This window comes from Microbacterium sp. Y355, assembly GCF_059445345.1.
Genome location: NZ_JCAIUD010000001.1, coordinates 1,603,602 through 1,625,057, shown reverse-complemented (window position 1 = coordinate 1,625,057; position 21,456 = coordinate 1,603,602). Strand labels below are relative to the sequence as shown.

Here is a 21,456-nt window from a genome sequence, read left to right as displayed (position 1 = left end):
GTTGTGTGTGCCGATTCCCAGCGGCACTCACTATCTAGCAGTTCAGATGTTCGCCACACTAGCGGAGCGCGGGACGAAACGAAAGAGACAATCTGACGAATCGACATATTCGTGTCGATTCCTCATGCCGCGTTCGCGCAGGAACGCTGCCACGACGCGCTCAGCCCTCGAGGCGCTCCGCGAGCCACTGCGTCTGGCGCAACCAGTGGGCGTGCTGACCGCCCTCGTGTCCGTTGAACGAATAGACCTCAATCGAGGCATCCGCTGACGCCAGATGGTTGTATGCGGCGTACACGCTGGAGGGGGGCACGATGGCGTCCATCAGCCCGACCGAGAACAGTGCAGGCTTGGTGATGCGGCGGGCGAAGTTCACTCCGTCGAAGTACGACAGTGTCTCGAACACCTGGTTGATGCGATCGCGGTGCACTGCGAGGTAACGCTCGATCTCGCGGTACGGATGCTCTGGCGTTTGTTCGACCGAACGCCGAAAGTGGCACAGAAACGGCACATCGGGCATCGCCGTGAACACGTCGGGGTGTAGACCTGCCGTGGCCAGTGCGATGCCGCCGCCCTGGCTGGCTCCGGTCACGCTGACCCGCGCAGCATCCACGAACGGGAGCGAGCGCACAGCGTCGACCGCGAGCGCTGCATCGGTGAACAGTCGACGGTAGTAGTACTCGTCGCGATTCAAAATGCCGCGAGTCATGAATCCGGTCGATGCGCCATCCGAGCCGTGCGGGTCGGGCGTATCGCCGCCAGAGCCCCAGTTCGCACCCTGCCCTCGCGTATCCATCAGCACATGCACGTATCCGGCGCTGGCCCACTGCAGGCGCTCCCCGGCCATGCCACGGCCGCCGCCGTAACCGATGTACTCCACCACGGCAGGCAAAGCCTCGCCGCTGCGTGGGCGAGTGACCCACGCGCGGATCGGCTCACCGCCGAAGCCGGAGAACGTCAGATCCTCCACGATCAACTGACTGATCGGAGTCTCCGCAGCCGCGAGTTGCGCCTCTGACCCCGCCGCGCGCGACGAAGCGAGAGTGGCACTCCAGAAGTCATCGAAATCGCTCGGCTCGGCGACATCCGGGCGGAAGGAGCGAAGGTCATCGAGGGGCATATCAGTCAGTGGCACGACGGTTACCGTATCGCAAAATCGGGCCATATTCGAAACGCTTCGCCTGATGGATTGCGGATCGTGGCCTGAGCGGATACTCTCGGTCGAAGCGTTTCGACTTCGAATGCTCTGCCGCATTCCGAAACGCCCTCAATGACCCGAGGTGAGTGGAGATTCGATGACGATTGTTGCCCCCAGAGGCGGTAGGCGATGACGATGCCCACGACGGTCACGAGGACAGTGGCTGAACAGCTCGACAACAAGGGCGAGCGTTCGCCGCGCGCAAAGAAGCGCCTGCAGAAACGGTCTGGCGGTCGGAAGTCCTACGGGATGTTCCTGGTCATCGTGCCGTTCCTGGTGCTGGTATTCCTGTTCAGCTACTTCCCGCTGTACGGCTGGATCTACGCGCTGTTCGACTACAAGCCCGCACTGGGTCTTGAGGGCAGCGAGTTTGTCGGGCTGCAGTGGTTCCGGATGCTGGTCAGCTCGCCGACGCAGATGGCGCAGATCGGCCAGGTGCTGATGAACACCCTGGCGATCAGCTTCCTCGGCATCCTCACCTCGATCCTCCCGCTCGCGTTCGCGGTGTTCCTCAACGAAGTGCGCGCCAAGTGGTTCCGCAACGCAGTGCAGACGCTGACCACACTGCCGAACTTCATCTCGTGGGTGCTCGTCTACATGATCGCCTTCTCGCTGTTCTCGAGCTCCGGCCTCGTCAACAACGTGCTCTCGGACTTCGGCCTCATCACCGCTCCGCTCAAGTTCCTCGACACGAGCGACAACGTCTGGATCGTGATGACGTTGTGGAGCGTCTGGAAGGGGCTCGGTTGGGGCGCGATCATCTACCTGGCTGCCGTCTCCGGAATCGACCCCTCGATGTACGAGTCGGCTCGAATCGACGGCGCCGGGCGCTTCCAGATCATGTGGTACATCACGGTGCCCGCGCTGATGCCGACCTACCTCGTGCTGCTGTTGCTGTCGGTTGCGAACCTGCTCAACAACGGCATGGAGCAGTACTTCGTCTTCCAGAACGCATTCAACATGCAATGGATTCAGGTGCTCGACCTGTACGTCTACAACATCGGCATGACCGGCAACAGCCTGTCGATGGCAACCGCGATCGGCATGCTCAAGAGCATCATCTCGGTCATCCTCCTGTTCACCGTCAACGGCATCGCCAAGCGTGTACGCGGCGAAGCGATCGTCTGAGAGGGATCTGCACATGACCGGTCTCGTCACTGCTCCCACGCTCAAAAGTCCGCTGAAGAACAACGCTGCGCTGTCGCACAAGACGTCGCACCAAAGCGGCGGGGACGTGCTCTTCGCAATCATCAACTACACGGTCTTCGGGCTGCTCGTGGTGATCTGCGCCTATCCGTTCTACTACCTGATCATCAACTCCGTCAGTGCCAACGACGTCTCCGCGCTCGGCGATGTGCGACTGTGGCCGATCGGCTTCCACCTGCAGAATTACAAGGACGTCTTCAATCTGAACGGGCTGGGGATGGCAGCCATCGTCAGCGTCGCGCGCACAGTGATCGGCACAGTCGCCACGGTGCTGGCATCCGCTTTCCTCGGCTTCATGTTCACGCAGAGTCGCATGTGGGCACGCCAGTTCTGGTACCGCTCCGTCATCATCACGATGTACTTCAGCGCTGGCCTGATCCCGGTGTTCATCATCATGAAGAACCTCGGACTGACGAACAACTTCTGGGTCTATGTGCTGCCATTTATCGTGCAGCCGTTCTTCATCATCCTGGTCAAGACCTACGTCGAGTCGATGCCGGAATCTCTGCAGGAAGCCGCCGAGTTGGATGGCGCGAACATCGTGCAGATCTTCTTCAAGGTCTATCTGCCGAACATGACGCCGATCCTGGCGACCGTGGCAATCTTCGCGGCAGTGGCGCAGTGGAACAGCTTCCAAGACACCCTGATCTACATCACCGACCAGAGTCTGTACACGTTGCAGTACCTGCTCTACATGTTCATCAATCAGGCATCCAGCCTCGCCCAGGCGGCGCAAAACGCCGGCGGAAACCTTGGCGCCATCGTCGGAGCTGCGACCTCGCAAACGCCGACCTCGATTCGGATGACGGTCTCGGTGCTCGTGGTGCTGCCGATCATCTTCATCTACCCCCTGTTCCAGCGCTTCTTCGTGAAGGGCATCATGCTGGGCGCCGTCAAGGGCTGACGCGTCCTCGCATCCATAAGAAAGGAAAAGCAATGAAGCTGAAGCGGAAAGTTGCAGCGGGCGTCGTGGCCCTTGTCGCCGCGGGAATGCTCACCTCATGCACGGGCGGAGGTGACGACAAGGCGGAAGCAGAGGCCATCGATTCCTTCCCCTCGCAGTGGGAGGAAGAGATCACGATCGACGTCTTCGATGGCCTGGCCAACTACATGGGCATCCAAGAAGGATGGTTCGCGAAGATCGTCAAGGACAAGTTCAACATGGAGTTGAACATCATCGCCCCGAACGTTGCGGGCGGTGGCGACACCCTCTACAACACCCGAGTCTCTGCTGGCGACCTCGGCGACCTCATCATCACCGACAAGGGTGAGAAGCTCGACGAGCTGATCCAGGGCGGGCTAGTAGCGGATGCATCCGCCTACTACCCGGCTATGGAGAACGCGGCTCGGTTCGACGCCGCCGTCGAGAATCTGAACGCGAGCGCAGACGGCGTCTACGCGTTCCCGAGCTCGGTATCCAGTCTGCTGCCGACCGAGCCCTCCGAGGGCATCGATCCGACGTTCGGGCCATTCCTGCGGTGGGACCTTTACGGCGAGCTCGGCTACCCGGAAATCGACACCCTCGAGGATCTGCTGCCCATTCTGAAGGAGATGCAGGACCTCGAGCCGACCGCGCCGAACGGTCAGAAGGTCTACGCCCTATCGCTGTTCAAAGACTGGGACGGCAACTTCATGAACAACGCTAAGCAGCCCATCACTTACTACGGCTACGACGAGGTCCAATTCGCGCTCGCCAAGGCCGACGGCTCGGAATACGAGGGCATCCTCGACGATGACGGCATGTACGAGCGGGTGTTGAACTTCTTCTACGAAGCGAACAAGCTCGGCCTGGTCGACCCCGAATCGACGACGCAGAACTACGACACACTGTTCTCGAAGATGCAGAACGGTCAGGTGCTGTTCACCTGGTGGCCGTGGCTCGGGCAGTCGGCATACAACACCGACAGCAACATGGCCGAAGGTAAGGGATTCATGATCGCCCCGCTCAAGGATCAGGAGATTTTCTCCTACGGCGCCGAAGCATACGGCGGCAAGCAGGTGCTCGCGATCGGGTCGCAGGCTGAGGACCCGGAGCGCATCGCGGCGTTCATCGACTGGCTGTACTCCGCCGAGGGCTCGCTGTCCAACAGCAGTCAGACCATGGGTGCGGCAGGTCCGCAGGGGCTGACCTGGGACATGAACGCGGATGGCAAGCCGGAACTCACCGACTTCGGCAAGGAAGTTTTCCTCGAAGGCGACGCGACAGTGCCGGAAGAATGGGGCGGCGGCGGGAGCTACCTCGATGGCGCCTCGACGTTGAACATCAGCGTCGTCCTGCCGATCGAAACCGATCCTGGCACCGGCTTCCCGTACAGCTACAAGCTCTGGGAGACCTACCAGGAGCAGACGGCGAACCCGCTGACCGACGACTGGGCAGAGCACATGGGCGGTGCCACGACCACGATGCAGTACCTGGAAGACAACGACCAGCTGCTTGTCGCGCCAGGGGCCAGCTATACGATTCCGGCCGACAACTCTGAGATCGAGACGCTGCGCAACCAGGTCAAGACCATCATCGTGCAGGCCTCGTGGCGGTCGGTCTTCGCCGAGAGCGACGAGCAGTTCGACACGATCTGGGCCGACCTGCAGAAGACCGCGTCCGGCCTCGGCTACGACAAAGTGCTCGAGGTAGACCTCGCGACTGCGAAGGACCAGAACGAGCAGCGCGAGGCAGTCGCCGCTGAGTTCGCCGAGTAGTCAGTAGTTGCAGTAAGCGGGCCCGGAGTGCGCAAGCGTCCCGGGCCCGTTGCCGTGTCCGGGCACCCGTTCGGGCGGAGAACGCACGCTTGGGCGGAGGAATCTTGAGGAATCCTCCGCCCATGAGTGCGAAGTCCGCCCAAGCGTGCGAGCGTCGGGCGCGGGCGCGCGGGCGTCGGGCGAGGCCGAAGGCGCGGGCGAGCTCAGGCGCCGGGAGTGTGGCGGGCGAAGGCGCTGCGGAAGAGGAACGCTGTCACGTAGGCGCCCACCGAGAAACCGACCGTGGCGAGGATCACTCCGAACATCGGAATGACTACGGTGATGCAGATCAGCGCCGCCGGCACCAACAGGATTCCCATCGTTCGCAGTGGCTGCGCCATCGGCAGCAGCAGCGCATTCTTCGCGGTCTGGCGGAACGATGTCTCGTATACGCCGGTGAGCGCCATGGCGAACAAGAACGCCGCGAACAGGTAGAACGCCGCGATGATCGAGATGACCATGGCGACACCTCCGACCACAGTGGCAGAGCCCGACCAGAACACCGCGACTGCCAGCAGCAGGAGCACTGGCAGCAGCAACACCAGAGCCAGCAGCGAGGCGGGCTTGAAGTTGCGAATGAACGCGGGGAAGAAGTCTTTCAGCGGGCGTCCGCTCTCATCATCCGAGTAGCGGATCGTCACCTGGTACAGCGCCGCGGTGGCCGCTCCGATGGTGACGATGGGCAGACACAGCAGCAGGTAGAGCAGGTTCAGCGCCACGAAGCTGAGGAAACCGGTGATGCCCTGCGCCGTGCGGCCTTCTGGATCGATGCGCACTCAGAACTCCGTGCTGGAGAGATCCACGCCCGAGACGAACGTCGGGGCGAGCAGCTGCACCCGCTCGGGCTTCTCGTCGCCCAGCACGGCCAGGATCGCGCGGGTTGCGCTCGCGCCGATCTCAGCCGCCGGCACGTCGATCGTGTCGAGCAGCCCAGGCATATCTCGCACCAGATGCGCCGGGCTCAGTGCGATGACATCGCGTCCGCGGCCCGTCACATGACCGGCGACGTGGGAGAGCGCCGCCTCATTGTGAAACAGGATGCCGGTGATCTCCGCATCCGACTGCAGCACGGCGTCTACGACCCCGACAGCATCCGCTGAACTGGGGCAGGCGTGTACGCTGCCGGTCACGCCGAGTTCCCGGCATGCCGATAGGAATCCGTCGTTCAAACGCTCGGCGTACGAGGTGTGCCGCTGCAGCACCTCGGCGGATGCGCCGAACAGTGCAACGCGTCGGTGCCCGAGCCGGGCCAGGCGTGTGGCGGCCAGCCGACCGGCGGCCGCGAAGTCGAAGTCGACGCAAAGGAGGTCGTCTGCGCCGGCGGGGAGGCCGATGAGAACGCTGGGCGTCGACAGCTCCTGCAGCGTCGCGATGCGCGGGTCATTCGATTCGATATCCATCACCATCAGGGCATCAACCATCGACCCTCGCGCGGCGCGGCCCAGTCCCTCGGCATCGTCGCTGGTGAGTAGCAGGATGTCGTAGTGGTTCTCTCTGGCTTCCTTCACGACGCCCGAGACGATCTCCATGATGACGTTCACGTCGACGCCTGCACGCAGCGGCGCCTGCAGGCCGATGACGTTCGTCAAACGGGACGCGAGCGAACGCGCACTGGCGTGCGGGCTGTACGCCAGCTTGTCGATGGCGGCCTCGACGCGCTCCTTGGTGTCCTGTGAGATCGTGCGTTTGCCGCTCATGACATAGGAAACAGTTGAGATCGAGACACCAGCGGCCTCTGCGACATCAGCGATCGTCACCATGAAAGCTCCCTTGTTTCTATGGTCGGCGGACGTCGGCAACGCAACACGTGGAGGGCCTCCATGGCCCGCGTGGACATCCGCATCTGGTTAGTATATGTTCTCGTTGTTGAAACGCTTCGACAATTCGACGGGGAATCACTGAAAATGTCATCGACGACCAGCGCACGGCATGCCTTCGACGCGCTCATTTCCGACCGCGGACTCGCGTTCGGCGGTGATTACAACCCCGAACAGTGGCCGAGGGAGACGTGGCGTGAAGACGTCGAACTCATGCGCCAGGCCGGAGTCAACTTCGTCACAGTCGGCGTCTTCAGCTGGGCGATGATCGAGCCGCGCCCCGGTGCCCGTGAGTGGGGATGGCTAGACGAGATCCTCGATTTGCTGCACGCCGCCGACATCTCAGTCGACCTCGCCACACCGGTGGCATCCCCGCCGCCGTGGCTGGGTGTGCAGCATCCGGATACCCTGCCCGTCGACCGTGACGGTGTGCGACTGATTGCGGGATCACGCAACCAGTTCTCTCCGGCCTCGCGCACATACCGTGAGCATGCGCTGGCGATTACACGAGACATCGCCGAGCGCTACGCGACTCACCCCGCCGTGCGTATGTGGCATGTCGGCAACGAGTATGGCCAGGTCGACCACGGCGATGAGGGGGCGCGCGAGTTCCGTCGGTGGCTCAAGGAGCGCTACGACTCGATCGATGAGCTGAATCGGGCCTGGAACACCGCGTTCTGGTCGCAGCGGTACGACGACTTCGCCGAGATTCTGCCGCCGAGGCGCATGCCGTATCTGGTCAACCCCGCGCAGTCCCTCGACTTCCGCCGGTACAGCTCCGACCAGCTGCTGGATTGCTACACCGAGTTGCGCGACGCGATTCGTCAGACCGGCGCCGAGCAGCCGATCACCACGAACTTCATGGGCTTCTTCGCCCTGGCCGACTATCACTCGTGGGCGGGCGAGGTCGACGTCGTCGCGGACGACCAGTACCCCGACCCGGCGAGCCCGAACGCGCCGAGCGAGATCGCCCTGGTGCAGGACCTGATGCGTTCTCTCGGTGGCGGTCGCAGCTGGGTGCTCATGGAGCAGTCCATCAGCGCGGTCAACTGGCGCGCGCACAATGTGCCCAAGTCGCCGCTGCGCGCGCGTCAGGATTCGCTTCAGGCTGTCGCCCGCGGCGCAGACGCCATCTGCTTCTTCCAGTGGCGGCAGGCGCGCTCAGGTGCAGAACGCTTCCATTCGTCGATGCTTCCGCACGCCGGCGCAGACAGCGATGTGTTCCGCGGCGTGTGCAGGCAGGGTGCTGATCTCCAATTGCTCGCGTCAGTGGGCGGCGCCCGTGTCGAAACCGATGTCGCGATGCTGTTCGACTGGTCGAGCTGGTGGGCGGGGGAGGAGCCGGCACGCCCCACAGAGCGACTGTCGACGATGACCGAGATGAACCGCTGGTACCGCTCGCTGTGGCGCCGTGGCATTGCGGTCGACGTGCTCAGCCATGACGCCGTGCTGGATGCGTACAAGGTGATCCTGGTGCCGCATGCGTACATTCTCAATCCCGCCACCGCCGCGGCGCTCGCCGCAGCCGCTGCCCGCGGCACGCAGATCGTAATCGGTCCGTTCAGCGGCGTCGCCGACGAGAACGCCGCAATCTCGCAGGGACGATCACCCGTGCTGCTGCGAGAACTTCTCGGCGTGAGCGGCGAAGAATGGGCCGGGATGCCGGATGAGCCTGGCGCCCTGCGATTCGCCGATGGCTTCGGCGATGCTTTCAACGCTGCAGAGCCGCAGACCGCGAGCATCCTCGCCGAGCGCCTCCGCGCTGAGGGCGCCGACGTCGTCGCAACCCACGACAGCGGCGAACTGGCAGGAATTCCGGCGATCACGCGCAACGGCACCGCCTGGTATCTGGGCGCGGTCGTCTCGGATGGCGCGCTGGACTCTGTGGTGGCCGAAGCCCTCGCCGCGGCATCCGTCTCCGGTGCAGTGCCAACGCTCGACGTGCTGCCCGAAGGGCTCGAGGCCGTGCAGCGTGGCGACGTGCTGTTCCTGCTGAATCACGGCATCCATCCCCTTGAAGTGCCGGTGACTGCGGGTCTGGTCGACCTGCTCACCGGAGATGAGACCACCGGAATCGTCGGCATCGCGCCCGGCGAAGTCCGCGCACTGAGCGAAAGGCACACGAGGTGAAGTTCACCGACGGCTACTGGTTGACAAGGCCGGGGCTCACCCCGCTGTTCGCGGTCGAAGTCGACGACATCCGCATCGATGAGGCGGCGGGCACGCTCACCGTGTATGCGCCGACGGCGCACATCCGCCACCGCGGAGACACGTTGAACCGCCCGATGATCACCGTCACGTACTCGTCTCCGGCGCCCGGCGTCGTGAAGGTGCGTGTGCAGCGTCATGCCGGCGGTGTGCATCGTGGGCCCGACTTCGAAATCAACGCAGAGCCCGGGTTCGCGCCGGCCGTATCGGCCGACGAGAACGGCGGCGTGCTGCAGACCGGCGACCTCACGGTGCGCGTCAACCGCGGTGACGGGTGGGATGTCGTCTTCGAGCAGGACGGCCGTGAGCTCACCCGCTCCGAGCAGCGTTCGGTCGGTCACTACAGCGCCGCAGACCAGGCCACGTGGGTGCACCAGCAGCTGGCGCTGGCACCCGGCGAGCGCGTCTACGGATTCGGCGAACGGTTCGGCGCGTTCGTGAAGAACGGTCAGACCGTCGAGAGTTGGAACGCCGATGGCGGCACCTCGAGCGAGCAGTCGTACAAAGCTGTGCCGTTTTACGTCACCTCGCGTGGCTACGGCGTGCTCGTCGACAGTCCGGATGAGGTCTCGTTCGAGGTCGGCAGCGAGGTCAACTCACGCGTGCAGTTCTCGGTGGCGGGTGAGACTCTCGACTACTTCGTCATCGGCGGAGGCACCCCGAAGGCCGTCCTCAGCCGCTACACGAAGCTCACCGGTCGTCCGGCGCGCGTACCGGCGTGGTCGTTCGGCCTGTGGCTGACGACCTCATTCACAGCGAACTACGACGAGGCGACGGTGAACGAGTTCATCGATGGCTTCGCCGAGCGCGAGCTGCCGCTGAGCGTGTTCCATTTCGACTGCTTCTGGATGCGCGAGTACCAGTGGACCGACTTCGAGTGGGACCCACGGACCTTCCCCGACCCAGAGGGGCAGCTGTCTCGTCTGCATGAGCGCGGACTCAAGGTCTCGGCCTGGATCAACCCGTACATCGCGCAGCGCTCGGCGCTTTTCACCGAGGCAGCAGAGAAGGGATACCTTCTCACGCGCACCGACGGCAGCGTTTGGCAGTGGGATCTGTGGCAGGCGAGCATGGGCATCGTCGACTTCACGAACCCTGATGCCGCGGACTGGTACGTCGCGCACCTGGAACGACTGATGGCGCAGGGAGTCGACTCTTTCAAGACCGACTTCGGCGAGCGCATCCCGCATGAGGGCGTGGAGTGGTTCGACGGCTCTGACCCCGCGCGGATGCATAATTTCTATCCGAAGCTGTACAACGAGGTCGTTTTCCGTGCGCTGGAGAAGCATCGCGGTGAAGGGGAGGCTGTGCTCTTCGCTCGTTCGGCGACCGCAGGCACGCAGCAGTTCCCGGTGCACTGGGGCGGCGACAGCGACTCGACGTTCGCGTCTATGGCCGAGTCGTTGCGCGGCGGTCTGTCGCTGGCGATGAGTGGCTTCGGCTACTGGAGTCATGACATCGGCGGCTTCGAGGGCACCCCTGATGCGGGGCTGTTCAAGCGCTGGCTCGCCTTCGGGCTGTTGTCTTCGCACTCGCGGTTGCACGGCTCTGACAGCTTCCGGGTGCCGTGGATGTTCGACGAAGAGGCCGTCGACGTCACTCGCGCGTTCACCACGTTGAAAATGCGACTCATGCCGTATCTGGCTGGTGTCGCCGAGCAGGCGCACACAGACGGCATTCCGATGATGCGTCCGATGGTGCTGGAATTCCCCGAAGACCGCTCTGGCTACGACGCTGACACCCAGTACATGCTGGGCGGCTCGCTGCTGGTGGCGCCGGTGTTCACGTCCGAAGGGGATGCCTCGTATTACCTTCCGGCTGGATCGTGGACGTCTCTGATCGACGGCTCGATCGTGGACGGCAGCCGCTGGATCTCTGAAAACCACGACTACCTGTCGGTGCCGCTGCGCGTGCGTCCGGGCACCGTGCTGCCGTGGGGTGCGACCGGTTCTCGCCCCGATTATGAGTGGGCGGAAGGCGTGACGCTGCGCTGCTTCGAGCTGCCGGATGGCTATGACGAAGTGACGGTCGTTCCGGGACTTGCCGGGTCGTCGACGAGCTTCCGTGTGCGGCGCGAGGGCTCGCGTGTCACTGCAACCAGTACCGATGCGACCGCATCGTGGTCGCTGCAGGTGGGCGAGAGTGTCGTTTCGGCGGATGGCGCCGGTGGAGTGTCTATTTCTGTAGAAGCTGCGTCTGTGGAGGATGTGAAGTGAGCGAAGAACTGTTCCGTCGTACCGATCTGTCGGTGTCCGAGCGTGCCGCTGACCTGCTGTCGCAGCTGACGCTCGAGGAGCGCATCGCAATGCTGCATCAGGCGATGCCGGCGATCGAGCGCCTGGGCGTCGCCGAATCTCGCACCGGTGCCGAGACTCTGCACGGGGTTGCCTGGCTGGGCAACGCCACCGTATTTCCACAGCCGGTGGGCATGGCCGCGACCTGGGACACCGAGCTTCTCGAAGCCATTGGAGCCGTGACGTCGACGGAGGCGCGTGCCAAGCGCGCCGAAGACCCGCTGGTGAGTCTGAACGTGTGGGCGCCAGTGGTCAACACGCTGCGCCACCCCCAGTGGGGACGCAACGAGGAGGGCTACTCCGAGGACCCGCATCTGACGGGTCAGCTCGGTGCCGCCTACTCGAAGGGCCTGCGTGGCGACGACGAGCGGGTATGGAAGACGGTTCCAGCGCTGAAGCACTTCCTGGCGTACAGCAACGAGACCGACCGCTCCGCGACGTCGTCCGAGATGTCGCTGCGTACGCTGCACGAGGAAGAGTTGCCTGCGTTCCGTGCGGCGATCGAGCAGGGCGTTGCCGGCAGCATGATGCTGGCATACAACCAGGTCAACGGATCGCCCGCCCACACGCAGCCCGAGCTCGTCGCCGAGGCGCGCAGTTGGGCAGAGGGATCGCTGGCGATCGTGTCGGATGCCGGTGCCCCGACGTTCACCGTGACGATCCAGGGGGCACAGCCCGACAGCATCCATGCGGCGGCGGCGCTGGTGACCAGCGGCATGGACTCGTTCACCGACAATGATGCTGACGCGCAGCCGACGATCAAGAACCTCACGGCCGCGCTGGAGCAGGGACTCCTCACCACAGCCGACATCGATCAGGCGGTGACGCACATCCTCGAGATGCGCATTCGCACTGGTGAGTTCGACGGAGATGCCGACCCATACGCCGGTATCGGCGCGGATGCGATCGACGCACCTGGCGCGCGAGAGTTGGCACGCGAGGCCGCCGGTCGTGCGGTCGCCGTGCTGCGCAATGACCAGGGTGTGCTTCCGTTTGCTTCGCCCAAGCGGATCGCCGTTGTCGGCCCGCTCGCCGATGCGGTGCTGACTGACTGGTACTCGGGCACTCCGCCGTACGCGGTGGGCATCGCGAAGGGGCTTGCCGAGCGGTATCCGTCTGCGGATGTCGTGATCGAGACCGGCGCAGACACGATCTCGCTGCGTGCAACGAACGGCCAATATGTCGTGGCATCCGCCGACGGGAAGACGGTCGCGGCGACCGCACCTTCGGTAGAGGATGCCGCGTTGTTCGACGTCACCGACTGGGGCGATGGGCTGCTGACGCTGCGTGCGCACGCCAGCGGCAAGCTGTTCACGGGCGGCGCCTGGCCTATGCGTGCCGATTCTGCGCGGGTCGGTGAGTGGGTCGTGCAGGAAAGTTTCCGCGCGCACGTGCACGCAGACGGCACCTGGTCGCTGTTGCACCTGGGCTCTGGCCGATGGGTGCGTGTGGCGCGCGAAGTGGGGTTGTTGTTGGCCGAGGGCGTGACTCTCGATCAGGCCGAGCGTTTCGGCGTGCGCACGGTGCGTGCGGGCCACGCCGCGGTCGCTGCCGCGGCGGCCGCGGCGGATGTCGTCGTGGTCGCTGTGGGCAATGATCCGCACCTGGCCGGGCGCGAGACCGAGGATCGTCCGCACCTGATGCTGCCGGAGGCGTTCACGGAGATCTGGCGCACCGCGCAGGAGGCCAACGAGCGCACCGTGCTCACGATTGTGTCGAGCTACCCGTATGTGCTTGGAGAAGCGGATGCCGCGGCCACGGTGGTCTGGTCGAGCCACGGTGGTCAGGAACTCGGACACGGCATCGCCGATGTCTTCAGCGGTGATCGTGAGCCGACCGGGCGTCTGGCACAGTCATGGCCGGCCGATCCCGCGCAGGCGGGCGACCTGTTCGACTACGACACACTGCGACAGCAGGCAACGTACCGGCACCAGCCTGCCCCCTACACTTTCGCCTTCGGGCATGGCCTGACGTACTCAACCGTCGAGTACCGGGGTGTGACGCTCAAAGCGAATCGGGTGGCGGCGCCAGCGCCGACGCACAAGCATCCGGCGCTCGGCGTCCGAGGCGAGATCACGGCCGTTGTCACCGTAGCGAACACCGGCGATCGCGTGGCAGAAGAGCTCGTGCAGGTGTACGTGCTGGCGCCGGCCCTACCGCTGCCGGCACCGCGCCGTCTGCTGGTCGGGTATCGCCGTGTGCGCCTAGAGCCGGGGGAGGAGCGCCAAGTGGAGGTGTCTTTCGGCATCGCGCGGCTGTCAGTGTGGGATGACGCGCTGCGGCTCGACGGTGCCGTGGACGACTGGCTGCACGAGGGCGCGCTGCGCGTGCAGCCCGGCGACTACCGGGTGGCCGCAGGGTCGAGTGCTGATGAGCTGCCGGTAGCGGCGGTGCTCACGGTCGGGTAGCTGTCCGCGTCAGACCAGTGCTGCGCGAACGATGCGCTCGACCTCGTCTAGCGCGGGAATGAGCTGCGCTGCCGATTGTGCGTACACCTCTGAAGAACGGCGATACGGGTCGATCACGTCGTCATTCTTCTGGTCGGTGGCGGCGGTGCGAGGACGCTGATCGGAGACCGCCTGCAGAGCAGCGGCGAATCGAACTTTGAGGTTGCCGCCGGCTGTCTCAGCTGCGTTGCGGGCGTCTTCGGTGCTCAGCCCAGCGGCAAGGCGCGCGAACTCGCGCACCGTGAATGTGCGGCGAACCCGGCTCGGCACCATCGTGACGGCGTGCGTGCGGTGTTCGCGCGTCATCGTGAGAACGAGATCTGCACTGAGCAGCATCGGCTCCACCAGGTAGCGGGCGATATGGCCTGCGGCATCCTCTGTCTTGGCGCCCGACTCGACGGCGAGAGCCTGCGCGGGCTCGGTCATCTCGTGACCGACGAGGGCATGGGTTCCGGCGCTGTGCACGTGGACGCCCAGCGGTTGCAGCCGCGCGCGCAGCACGACTTCACCCATGGGGGAGCGGCAGATATTGCCGGTGCACACGATCAGGATGTTCAGGGGGCTGTCGTCTGAGGGCGAGGGTGCCTCGACCGAAGGATCCGCATGGTGCTCCCGCCAATCGCGACGACTCATGTTGGCAGCAGGATCGGCAGATGAACTCACGTTTCCACCCTAGGTCGTCTGCCCGGTGCGGGCGTGTGCGAGAGCCAGACGAGCACACGAACGATCAGGCACCCGAGCAATGCACCAGCCGTGTTCGCGATCAGGTCGGAGAGCGTGGAGAACCGTGTCGGTAGGAAGATCTGAACGAACTCGATCACCCCGCTTGTCAGCAGGCCCAGCGCGGCCATATGCCACACCTTGAGGCGTGGCCAGGCGAGGGCGAGCAGAATGCCGAACGGCACGAACAGGGCGATGTTCGCCACGAACTCCAGCACGGTGTACGTGAGTGTGAACGAGACGTCGAGGCGGTATGCCAGCGATCGTGCGAGCTGCCCGACGATACCGGTGACCTTGCCCGCCTGGTCGTCAGGCAGCCAAACGATGAGCGCCACAGCGGCCGTGTAGGGCACCAGGAGCACGCGCGATAGGAACGCGAGCATCGACATGCTCGGCTCAGGACTCACAGGTCGCGACGACCGAGGTTGCCCCGAATGCCGGGGTGACTTCGGCGATGATCTCGTCGGGGATGGCGTTGGGAAGTGAGACGGTGAGTGTCGCGGTCGTCGAGTCGCCCGGCGCCAGGTCGGCCGAGAAGCTCAGCACACGGTACTCGCCGTCGGGGCCGCCGCCGAAGGCGAGATCTCCTGAGAGCGATGACTCGAGCAGGTTCGCTCCAACGGGCAGATAGATGTAGCTCACGACGCGCAGCGTCGCGGCGGGCACGCCATAGCTGCCGCCAACGATAGCCCCCGGCAGGCTGGTGGCCGCGTCGGCCGGCGCGGTGTTAGTCAGCGTGAACGTGAGCGTGGCCTCAGACGTCACCTGCCCGGCACCGCAGCGGTCCCATGCGACCTGTGAGTCGACATCGAGGTAGGAGCCGAGCTTCGACCCGGTGCCGTCGTTGAGGTAGATGCCGAAGCGCGCGGCATCCTCGTCGGTGACGGGGCGATGGCCCGAGAGCGTCGTCTCGGCGAGTATCTGCTGCTCGTCTTCATGGGCACTCCACAGCAGCAGCCGTCGCTCATCGGACGCGCGGCTGAGCGCCGAGAGGATCTTTGTGGCGTCTGCTGTGCCGCTCATCAGCGTGTCGAACACGGTGGCCGCGGCCTGGGCGAACACGAGGTTCTGCTCGACAGGATCGTCATAGCGCAGATAGACATCGTGCAGAAGCAGATTCACGGCATTCTCAGCGGTCAGTGTCTCGCCGGTCGGCAAGTCGATGGGTCCGGTGGCCTCGAGCAGGTACGAAAGAACGATGGGGTCGATGGAGACGACACCGTCGGCGCTCGTGCCGTGCGCGCGTTCCCACATCTCCCGCGCGAGAGGAGCGGCGAGAGAGAAATCCGGGAGGATCGTTGTGCCTGAGAAGAACAGGGCAGGGCGATTTCCGTACAGCGCCTGCAGTTCTGGGTCGAGCGGGATGACCGGCTCAGGGAAGCGCGGCATATTCGCATCGCCTTGCTCCGCCAGACTGACTTGGCCGTTCTCCGCGGTGAGCACCGCAGTGGCCCCCGGCATACCGCCGAGCGAGCGGAGCTCGGCCGGGTTCTGGAAAAGCAGCAGCCAGGTGCGCTTCTCTTCACCGCCGAGCATCGTGGGCAGCAGCGTGGCCGTGCGCTGCAGCGTGTCTGCCGCATTGGCGACATCTTCGACCTGCGCCGCAGAAGTCTCGACCACTTCGCGCAGGGGCTGCAGAAGCGGCTTCGTATCGATCGCGTTCAGCGCGGCAGACGCGGAAGACATTCCGGCCGCGGCCTGATCGGCGGCATCCTGAATGGTCGTGAACACCGAGAGGTCGATTCCGCCGCCCTCGAAGCGGAACGCATCCATGTCGACGCTCGAGAGCACGTGTGCGAGCGGAGTCAGGGTGGTGGTGCTGATGTCGTCAAGGGTTGCTGCGATCGTCGACACTGCTCCGAGCTGAGGCCCGACCCACGGCAACTGTGACCCCGCCCACCAGATCGGATCGCTCGTCAACCCGTGGGCGGCGCGCGCGTTCTCGCGGATCTCTCGGATGGCGATGGCGGCGGCGTCGGGGTCGCTCATGGCTTCGGCGGCGGTATCGATCTGCGCGCGGGCGGCTTGCATATGTTGGGCGGCAGAGACACCGCGGAACGTGATCCACAGCGTTGCGGCCAGTACGGCGATGAGAATTGCGGCCAGCGTCCATCCGACAATCCTGCCGATGCGTTTGCTGTGTGCAGACGAGATCGACATCAGCGGACGACCTGAATCATGTCATCAGCGGCCCAGACGACCACGCCGTCGCCCGTCGACGCGACCGCGATGGGCTGGGCGACGTCCACGTTCTCCGCACAGCTGATGGGGGTGGTCTCGGTGCCAGAGACGCGGGTCAGAGCGAGTCCGGCGCATTCATCGGTCTGGTGTCCGATGATGAGGTCAGCGTTATCGATGGCAATGGCCTTCACGTTCGGTGCCTCCAGCGCCGTCCATGCATCATTCGTCTGTAGCCAGGCCTGCCCGTCACAGATCAGGGCGACGATGTCTCCCGAGGCCCGCAGACCGGTCGCATTCGCGCACGGTGCGGCGATCTCACCGTTGCGTGTGTGCGCGATGCCTGGATCGGCGAGGTCGAGATAGCGCGAGCGTTCGAGCGCGTCTTCGTAGGATGCCCACGCGTCGCCCCCGCTGAAGGTGCGCAAGGATGCTGCGGTGCACGCATCGTCCACGCCGCCGACCAGCTCTGCCCCGTCGCTGTAGGCGTCGAGTGAGGCGATCTGGCGCAGCTGGTGTTCCCGGGGGACGACGTCCACCCACTGGCCCTGCTCGTTCAGGCGCTGAAGTAGTGGCGCTGCGCCTTCGCAGGAACCGGCCGTCGCACGCCAGTCGCTTCCTCCAGTGAAGGAGAGGAAGCGCTCGTCGGCGCGATTCGCTGGCCGAGAGTCGGGCGTCGGCGTCGGCGTCGGAGTGGTGCTCGTCGTCGGGCTCAGGGCCGGCAACGGCTCAGCACCACTGTCGTTGGTCGTCGAATGCGGCCGCGTGAGCGCGATGCCACACAGCACTGCCACGACGACACCGAGTACGGCGACGATCGCGATGGTGGCAGCCCTACGGCCTGCGGTGGGCGGGCGCATTGATCCTCACACCGGGCCGTCAGCGGACGCAGCGCGCCTTTTACGACGCGGCTCCTCGGCTGGCTCGTCGCCGTAGCGCTGCTCGCCGTATCCATAGCCGTAGCCGTAAGTGGCGGCATCCGCGCCGCGCGTCGGCACCTTGGTGATCACGATGCCCGCCTGGTTCGCATCGACGTGCTCCAACGCTGACATCGCGGCGTTGAGCTGCTGCTTTGTCGTCTCACCGGCGGCGACGACAGTGATGACCCGGCTCGTTGCCTTCGACAGCACTGCGGCATCGGTCACCGGCAGCAGCGGCGGCGAGTCGCAGATCACGACATCGAAGTCTCGCTCAAGCACTTCGAGCAGCTGGCGCATCTGTGATGAACCGAGCAGTTCGCTCGGGTTCGGGGGAATGCGCCCTGCGGGCAGTATCCACAGACTGCGCTCGCCCCACGGCAGCATTACATCTCCGAGGCGCACGCTGCCGATGAGTACGTCAGAGAGACCGATCGCCCCATCGATCTGGCAATATTCGGCGACCTTGGGCTTGCGCAGATCGGCATCGAGTAGAGCGACCTTCTTGCCGGCGTCGGCGAGAGCGATCGCCAAGTTGATCGAGGTGCTGCTTTTGCCCTCAGACGGCATGGAAGATGTGACCGTGAAGCTGTGCTTGCCGTCGAACTCGACGAATTGCAGGTTGGTGCGCAGCGAGCGGAACGCCTCGGCGCGCGGGCTCAACGGGTCGACGTTGATGATCAGCGGGCGCTGCTTCCACTTCGGGTCGAATGGGATCGCCCCGATCACAGGCACATCGGTGATGTGCTGCACGTCGCGCTTCGTGCGTACACGCGTGTCGAGCACGGTGAGCAGCATGGCGATGCCGACACCGGCGGCGATACCGAGGAGCAGCCCGAGAGCGAGGTTGAGCGGCACATTGGGACTGGCAGCCTGCGACGGCGGAAGAGCATTCTCCACGCGCGTCAGTCTGACCGGGCTCGCCTGACCATCGAGCGTGTCAAGGCTTTCCACGGTCGTGGTGAGGCTGCCGGATATCGCGTTGGAGATCTCTGCTGCCTGAGCGGGGTCGGCATCCGATACGGTGATCGTGATCAGGTTCGTGCCCGTCTGCGCTGTCGCTGTGACCCGGCTCGCCTGCGATGCGGCGGTCGAATCGAGGCTGAGCTCGGTGATCACCGGGTCGATGACGACCGGCTTCGTCGCGAGTGCGGCATAGGTTGCGACGCGCGCCTGGGTGAAGGTCTGGCCCTGCTGCAGTTCGGCAACCGATTCACCAGCCTGCGTCGAGACATAGACCGTGCTCGATGCGTTGTACATGGGAGTGCGGGTGAGGGACCACACAGCAGCGGCACCGACGCCGACGAGAGTCGTGATCACAATCAGAACCGCGTACTTACGCAGAACGTGGAGGTAGTCGCGCAGTTCCATGAGCTCCCTGTCGATATTCGCCTCAATCCTGCCATAGTGCGGACGCGAGATCCGGCTGTGACGGTGGCATAGAAGGCGGCTCACGGTAGCGTGGGAGCCGTGGTCGCCGACATCTCCTCCGCAGGGCTGACCTCCTCCCGCGTCCGTCGCCGGCGTGACTGGCGGGATGGTGGCCGCACCGTTAAGCCCTGGGACGAGACAGTTCTCGCCATCGCCTTGGTTGTGCTCGGCCTGGCACTTCTGGTCGCTGCCGCCATTCGTGGCTTCGATCCGGCGACGACGGCACCGTTGGTCGCGAGCATTGTGGTGCTGGTGGGCATGCTGGTTGCCGTGGTCATTGCGTTCCTGCGAGCAAAGCCGCGCCCGTTGCTGCAGCTGCGCGCTGTAGACATTCTTTACGGCCTAGCGTTCGGCCTGGCCCTGCGGTTGGTTCAGGGATGGCTGGCCGTTGCGGCCGGCGGCGTGGGTGCGCTTCCGAGCTACGGATCGGGTCAGCAGAATGTCTGGTTGTTCGCCGATGTCGGATCGTTCTTGTTCGTCGCCCCCCTGATCGAAGAACTGTTCTTCCGAGGAGTGCTGTTGGTGACCGCGTACTCCGTCGTGCGACGTGTGGCGGGACGTGTTCCGGCCGTGCTCACCTCTCTTGCGCTCAGCACCGCGGCATTCATCGCAACGCACGCCTGGACCACTGGCATTTCGTGGGAGGCGTGGGTGATGCCGATGGTTATGGGGCTTGCCTGCGGAGCGCTGGTCCTCGCCACCGGTCGAATCTGGGGAGCAGTTTTCGTGCACTTAGTGTTCAACGCGGCCTACGTCGTGCTCGCGATCATCGGCACACTCTGGGGTTAACGTTCGGGTGTATATATCACCAGTAGTCGCATCCGCGCGTGTTCTATGCCAGAATTCAGTTGATATAGGGGCAACCGCGCACCCGCCGCGGTTCGGCACTGTGCTGGTGAGCCTCCGCAACGTAAAGGGATGCACACATGAAGAAGACGCTGACGAGCCTCGCGCTCGCTGGAGTTCTTGTTGTCGGTGGCGCCTCCGCCGCAAACGCCGCGGAGTACCCGGCAGACGGCCCCGAGATCACCATCAGTGACACCACGCCGGTTCCCGGCCAGGGCGTCAGCCTTACCGTCCAGGTACCCGATGGCGTGACCGAGGTTACGTTCACGATCAACGGTGCACCCGTCGGATCGACGCTCACATCGATGGTCTTCGCTGCCGCCAGCACAGTCGACCTGTCTGTCGTCAAGCCCGTCGTCAACAACACCGCTTCGGCCGTATTCACCCCGGCAGGGCCCGGTTCCTTCGCCGTTGTCGTCACCGGTGAAGGCATGGAGCCGATCACGCTCGACGTCGTAGTCGCAGCAGCTGCCGCACCTGGCACCCCTGGCGATGACGGTCTTGCAGCAACCGGTAGCGACGTGCCGGCCGGCGTGATCTGGGCCGGTGTTGGTGCCATCGGCATCGGCGGCATCGCAGTGGCAGCAGCCGCTGCACGTCGTCGCTCCAACAGCAGCAACTGAGCATCGAGTAATACCGCTGACTCCGAAAACGCCGACCGCCCCGGATCATCCCCCGGGCCGGTCGGCGTTTTCTTTGCGCCCGCCCGAAGTGTTTGATCGCTCTGCACTGGCCATCATTTTGGCGCTGATCGGTGTCGGTGCGAGTGTCGTGCTTCGCGAGCTCTCCACGACCCTCCCGCTTGCTGGTCTCGCGCAGACGGGTGTACTGACACTGGCCACGACCCTGCCGCTACTGGTGGCTGGCATTCTCATCCCTTTCCTGACCACTTCGGCCGGTTTCGCCGCAGCCGTGGGTCTGACGCGACTGCGTCTCACGGATATTGGCATCGGAGTGTGCGCGGGCCTCGTGGTGCGGGCTCTCATCGAGATGCTCTTCCCGACGACGGGCACAGCGAATAATCCGCTCGGCGGGGGTATCGCGCCAGCAATTATGCTGTCGCTCATCGTCGCAGTCGTGGTCTCTCCATTTGCCGAAGAGCTCCTCTTTCGTGGTGTTCTACAGCGAGCGCTGACTGATGGCATGCATGCCTCTGGCATCGCCGTAGCGACGGGGGTCTCGATCGCGATCACGACGGCGGTGTTCGTTCTGGCGCACGTCTCGACGAGCGGGTTGCAGGCAGGACTGCTGGTCTCGACGATCGCGGTCGGCGTGGTGTGCGGTGTGTTGACTGCGGTGACCGGCCGATTGACGGCGGCAATCACTGCGCACACCGTGCACAACGCGCTCGGCGTGGCTTTGCTGCTCTGGTGAGTGTGTGAGACCGCTTTCTCTCCTACGTCAAATATCGGGAGGTTCACGCCCCATTCACTATGCTGATTAATGATGCACATGTGTATC

General features: G+C 64.5%; 17 protein-coding genes. 9 read left to right on the top strand and 8 right to left on the bottom strand.

The genetic code is table 11. The features are described from left to right. Nucleotides 1-160: 160 nt before the first annotated feature. The gene (locus AC1C2O_RS07830) at nucleotides 161-1,132 is read right to left on the bottom strand and encodes an acetylxylan esterase (RefSeq protein ID WP_495429865.1); all 972 of its coding nucleotides are present in this window, start codon (nucleotides 1,130-1,132) and stop codon (nucleotides 161-163) included. Nucleotides 1,133-1,324: 192 nt separating this feature from the next. On the opposite strand from AC1C2O_RS07830, the gene AC1C2O_RS07825 reads away from it, so the two are divergent. From AC1C2O_RS07825 to AC1C2O_RS07815, 3 genes are read left to right on the top strand one after another with little or no spacing between them, the layout of a single operon-like run. Then, nucleotides 1,325-2,323 carry an ABC transporter permease gene (locus tag AC1C2O_RS07825; RefSeq protein WP_495429864.1) on the top strand — a complete coding sequence of 333 codons (999 nt, stop codon included), beginning with the start codon at nucleotides 1,325-1,327 and terminating at the stop codon, nucleotides 2,321-2,323. A gap of 13 nt (nucleotides 2,324-2,336) precedes the next feature. After that, nucleotides 2,337-3,305, top strand: a complete 969-nt coding sequence (locus AC1C2O_RS07820) for a carbohydrate ABC transporter permease (RefSeq protein ID WP_495429863.1) — start codon at nucleotides 2,337-2,339, stop codon at nucleotides 3,303-3,305. 32 nt (nucleotides 3,306-3,337) lie between these two features. Beyond that, nucleotides 3,338-5,098: a type 2 periplasmic-binding domain-containing protein gene (locus AC1C2O_RS07815; RefSeq protein WP_495429862.1), complete on the top strand. Its 1,761-nt coding sequence runs from the start codon at nucleotides 3,338-3,340 to the stop codon at nucleotides 5,096-5,098. Between the two features lie 203 nt (nucleotides 5,099-5,301). Here the strand turns inward: AC1C2O_RS07815 and AC1C2O_RS07810 are convergent, their stop codons facing one another. Together AC1C2O_RS07810 and AC1C2O_RS07805 are read right to left on the bottom strand one after the other, a co-directional pair. Beyond that, nucleotides 5,302-5,913 carry a DUF624 domain-containing protein gene (locus AC1C2O_RS07810; RefSeq protein ID WP_495429861.1) on the bottom strand — a complete coding sequence of 204 codons (612 nt, stop codon included), beginning with the start codon at nucleotides 5,911-5,913 and terminating at the stop codon, nucleotides 5,302-5,304. Continuing rightward, on the bottom strand, nucleotides 5,914-6,897 hold the full coding sequence (locus AC1C2O_RS07805) for a LacI family DNA-binding transcriptional regulator (protein ID WP_495429860.1): 984 nt from the start codon (nucleotides 6,895-6,897) through the stop codon (nucleotides 5,914-5,916). A gap of 144 nt (nucleotides 6,898-7,041) precedes the next feature. Between AC1C2O_RS07805 and AC1C2O_RS07800 the strand changes: the two genes are divergently transcribed. Genes AC1C2O_RS07800 through AC1C2O_RS07790 form a run of 3 tightly spaced genes read left to right on the top strand, consistent with a single transcriptional unit; the run spans nucleotide 7,042 to nucleotide 13,864 of the window. Beyond that, nucleotides 7,042-9,084: a beta-galactosidase gene (locus tag AC1C2O_RS07800; protein ID WP_495429859.1), complete on the top strand. Its 2,043-nt coding sequence runs from the start codon at nucleotides 7,042-7,044 to the stop codon at nucleotides 9,082-9,084. After that, complete coding sequence (yicI, locus tag AC1C2O_RS07795; RefSeq protein WP_495429858.1) at nucleotides 9,081-11,378, top strand: alpha-xylosidase; 2,298 nt, start codon at nucleotides 9,081-9,083, stop codon at nucleotides 11,376-11,378. Before AC1C2O_RS07800 ends, yicI begins: the two co-directional genes overlap by 4 nt. Continuing rightward, on the top strand, nucleotides 11,375-13,864 hold the full coding sequence (locus tag AC1C2O_RS07790) for a glycoside hydrolase family 3 C-terminal domain-containing protein (RefSeq protein WP_495429857.1): 2,490 nt from the start codon (nucleotides 11,375-11,377) through the stop codon (nucleotides 13,862-13,864). The genes yicI and AC1C2O_RS07790 overlap by 4 nt, the downstream gene beginning before the upstream one ends. A 9-nt stretch (nucleotides 13,865-13,873) precedes the next feature. On the opposite strand, the gene AC1C2O_RS07785 is transcribed toward AC1C2O_RS07790, so the two are convergent. From AC1C2O_RS07785 to AC1C2O_RS07765, 5 genes are read right to left on the bottom strand one after another with little or no spacing between them, the layout of a single operon-like run. Next, complete coding sequence (locus AC1C2O_RS07785; protein ID WP_495429856.1) at nucleotides 13,874-14,566, bottom strand: arsenate reductase/protein-tyrosine-phosphatase family protein; 693 nt, start codon at nucleotides 14,564-14,566, stop codon at nucleotides 13,874-13,876. Continuing rightward, nucleotides 14,563-15,012: a VanZ family protein gene (locus AC1C2O_RS07780; RefSeq protein ID WP_495429855.1), complete on the bottom strand. Its 450-nt coding sequence runs from the start codon at nucleotides 15,010-15,012 to the stop codon at nucleotides 14,563-14,565. Before AC1C2O_RS07780 ends, AC1C2O_RS07785 begins: the two co-directional genes overlap by 4 nt. A gap of 7 nt (nucleotides 15,013-15,019) precedes the next feature. Continuing rightward, nucleotides 15,020-16,783, bottom strand: a complete 1,764-nt coding sequence (locus AC1C2O_RS07775) for a DUF4012 domain-containing protein (protein WP_495429854.1) — start codon at nucleotides 16,781-16,783, stop codon at nucleotides 15,020-15,022. Beyond that, the gene (locus tag AC1C2O_RS07770) at nucleotides 16,783-17,661 is read right to left on the bottom strand and encodes a hypothetical protein (protein ID WP_495429853.1); all 879 of its coding nucleotides are present in this window, start codon (nucleotides 17,659-17,661) and stop codon (nucleotides 16,783-16,785) included. The genes AC1C2O_RS07775 and AC1C2O_RS07770 overlap by 1 nt, the downstream gene beginning before the upstream one ends. A gap of 6 nt (nucleotides 17,662-17,667) precedes the next feature. Then, the gene (locus AC1C2O_RS07765) at nucleotides 17,668-19,089 is read right to left on the bottom strand and encodes a tyrosine-protein kinase domain-containing protein (RefSeq protein ID WP_495429852.1); all 1,422 of its coding nucleotides are present in this window, start codon (nucleotides 19,087-19,089) and stop codon (nucleotides 17,668-17,670) included. Between the two features lie 99 nt (nucleotides 19,090-19,188). Between AC1C2O_RS07765 and AC1C2O_RS07760 the strand changes: the two genes are divergently transcribed. The 3 genes from AC1C2O_RS07760 to AC1C2O_RS07750 all read left to right on the top strand — a co-directional run bounded on the left by AC1C2O_RS07760 (nucleotide 19,189) and on the right by AC1C2O_RS07750 (nucleotide 21,369). Beyond that, nucleotides 19,189-19,938, top strand: coding sequence for a CPBP family intramembrane glutamic endopeptidase (locus tag AC1C2O_RS07760; protein ID WP_495429851.1), 750 nt, complete (start codon nucleotides 19,189-19,191; stop codon nucleotides 19,936-19,938). A gap of 137 nt (nucleotides 19,939-20,075) precedes the next feature. Continuing rightward, on the top strand, nucleotides 20,076-20,618 hold the full coding sequence (locus AC1C2O_RS07755; protein WP_495429850.1) for a hypothetical protein: 543 nt from the start codon (nucleotides 20,076-20,078) through the stop codon (nucleotides 20,616-20,618). A gap of 73 nt (nucleotides 20,619-20,691) precedes the next feature. Continuing rightward, on the top strand, nucleotides 20,692-21,369 hold the full coding sequence (locus AC1C2O_RS07750; RefSeq protein WP_495429849.1) for a CPBP family intramembrane glutamic endopeptidase: 678 nt from the start codon (nucleotides 20,692-20,694) through the stop codon (nucleotides 21,367-21,369). Nucleotides 21,370-21,456 lie beyond the last annotated feature (87 nt).

Coding starts and splice junctions, on each gene's coding strand:
- AC1C2O_RS07825 (WP_495429864.1), top strand. CDS start 1,325: ATGACGATGCCCACGACGGTCACGAGGACAGTGGCTGAACAGCTCGAC.
- AC1C2O_RS07820 (WP_495429863.1), top strand. CDS start 2,337: ATGACCGGTCTCGTCACTGCTCCCACGCTCAAAAGTCCGCTGAAGAAC.
- AC1C2O_RS07815 (WP_495429862.1), top strand. CDS start 3,338: ATGAAGCTGAAGCGGAAAGTTGCAGCGGGCGTCGTGGCCCTTGTCGCC.
- AC1C2O_RS07805 (WP_495429860.1), bottom strand. CDS start 6,897: ATGGTGACGATCGCTGATGTCGCAGAGGCCGCTGGTGTCTCGATCTCA.
- AC1C2O_RS07800 (WP_495429859.1), top strand. CDS start 7,042: ATGTCATCGACGACCAGCGCACGGCATGCCTTCGACGCGCTCATTTCC.
- AC1C2O_RS07780 (WP_495429855.1), bottom strand. CDS start 15,012: ATGTCGATGCTCGCGTTCCTATCGCGCGTGCTCCTGGTGCCCTACACG.
- AC1C2O_RS07775 (WP_495429854.1), bottom strand. CDS start 16,783: ATGTCGATCTCGTCTGCACACAGCAAACGCATCGGCAGGATTGTCGGA.
- AC1C2O_RS07770 (WP_495429853.1), bottom strand. CDS start 17,661: ATGCGCCCGCCCACCGCAGGCCGTAGGGCTGCCACCATCGCGATCGTC.
- AC1C2O_RS07765 (WP_495429852.1), bottom strand. CDS start 19,089: ATGGAACTGCGCGACTACCTCCACGTTCTGCGTAAGTACGCGGTTCTG.
- AC1C2O_RS07755 (WP_495429850.1), top strand. CDS start 20,076: ATGAAGAAGACGCTGACGAGCCTCGCGCTCGCTGGAGTTCTTGTTGTC.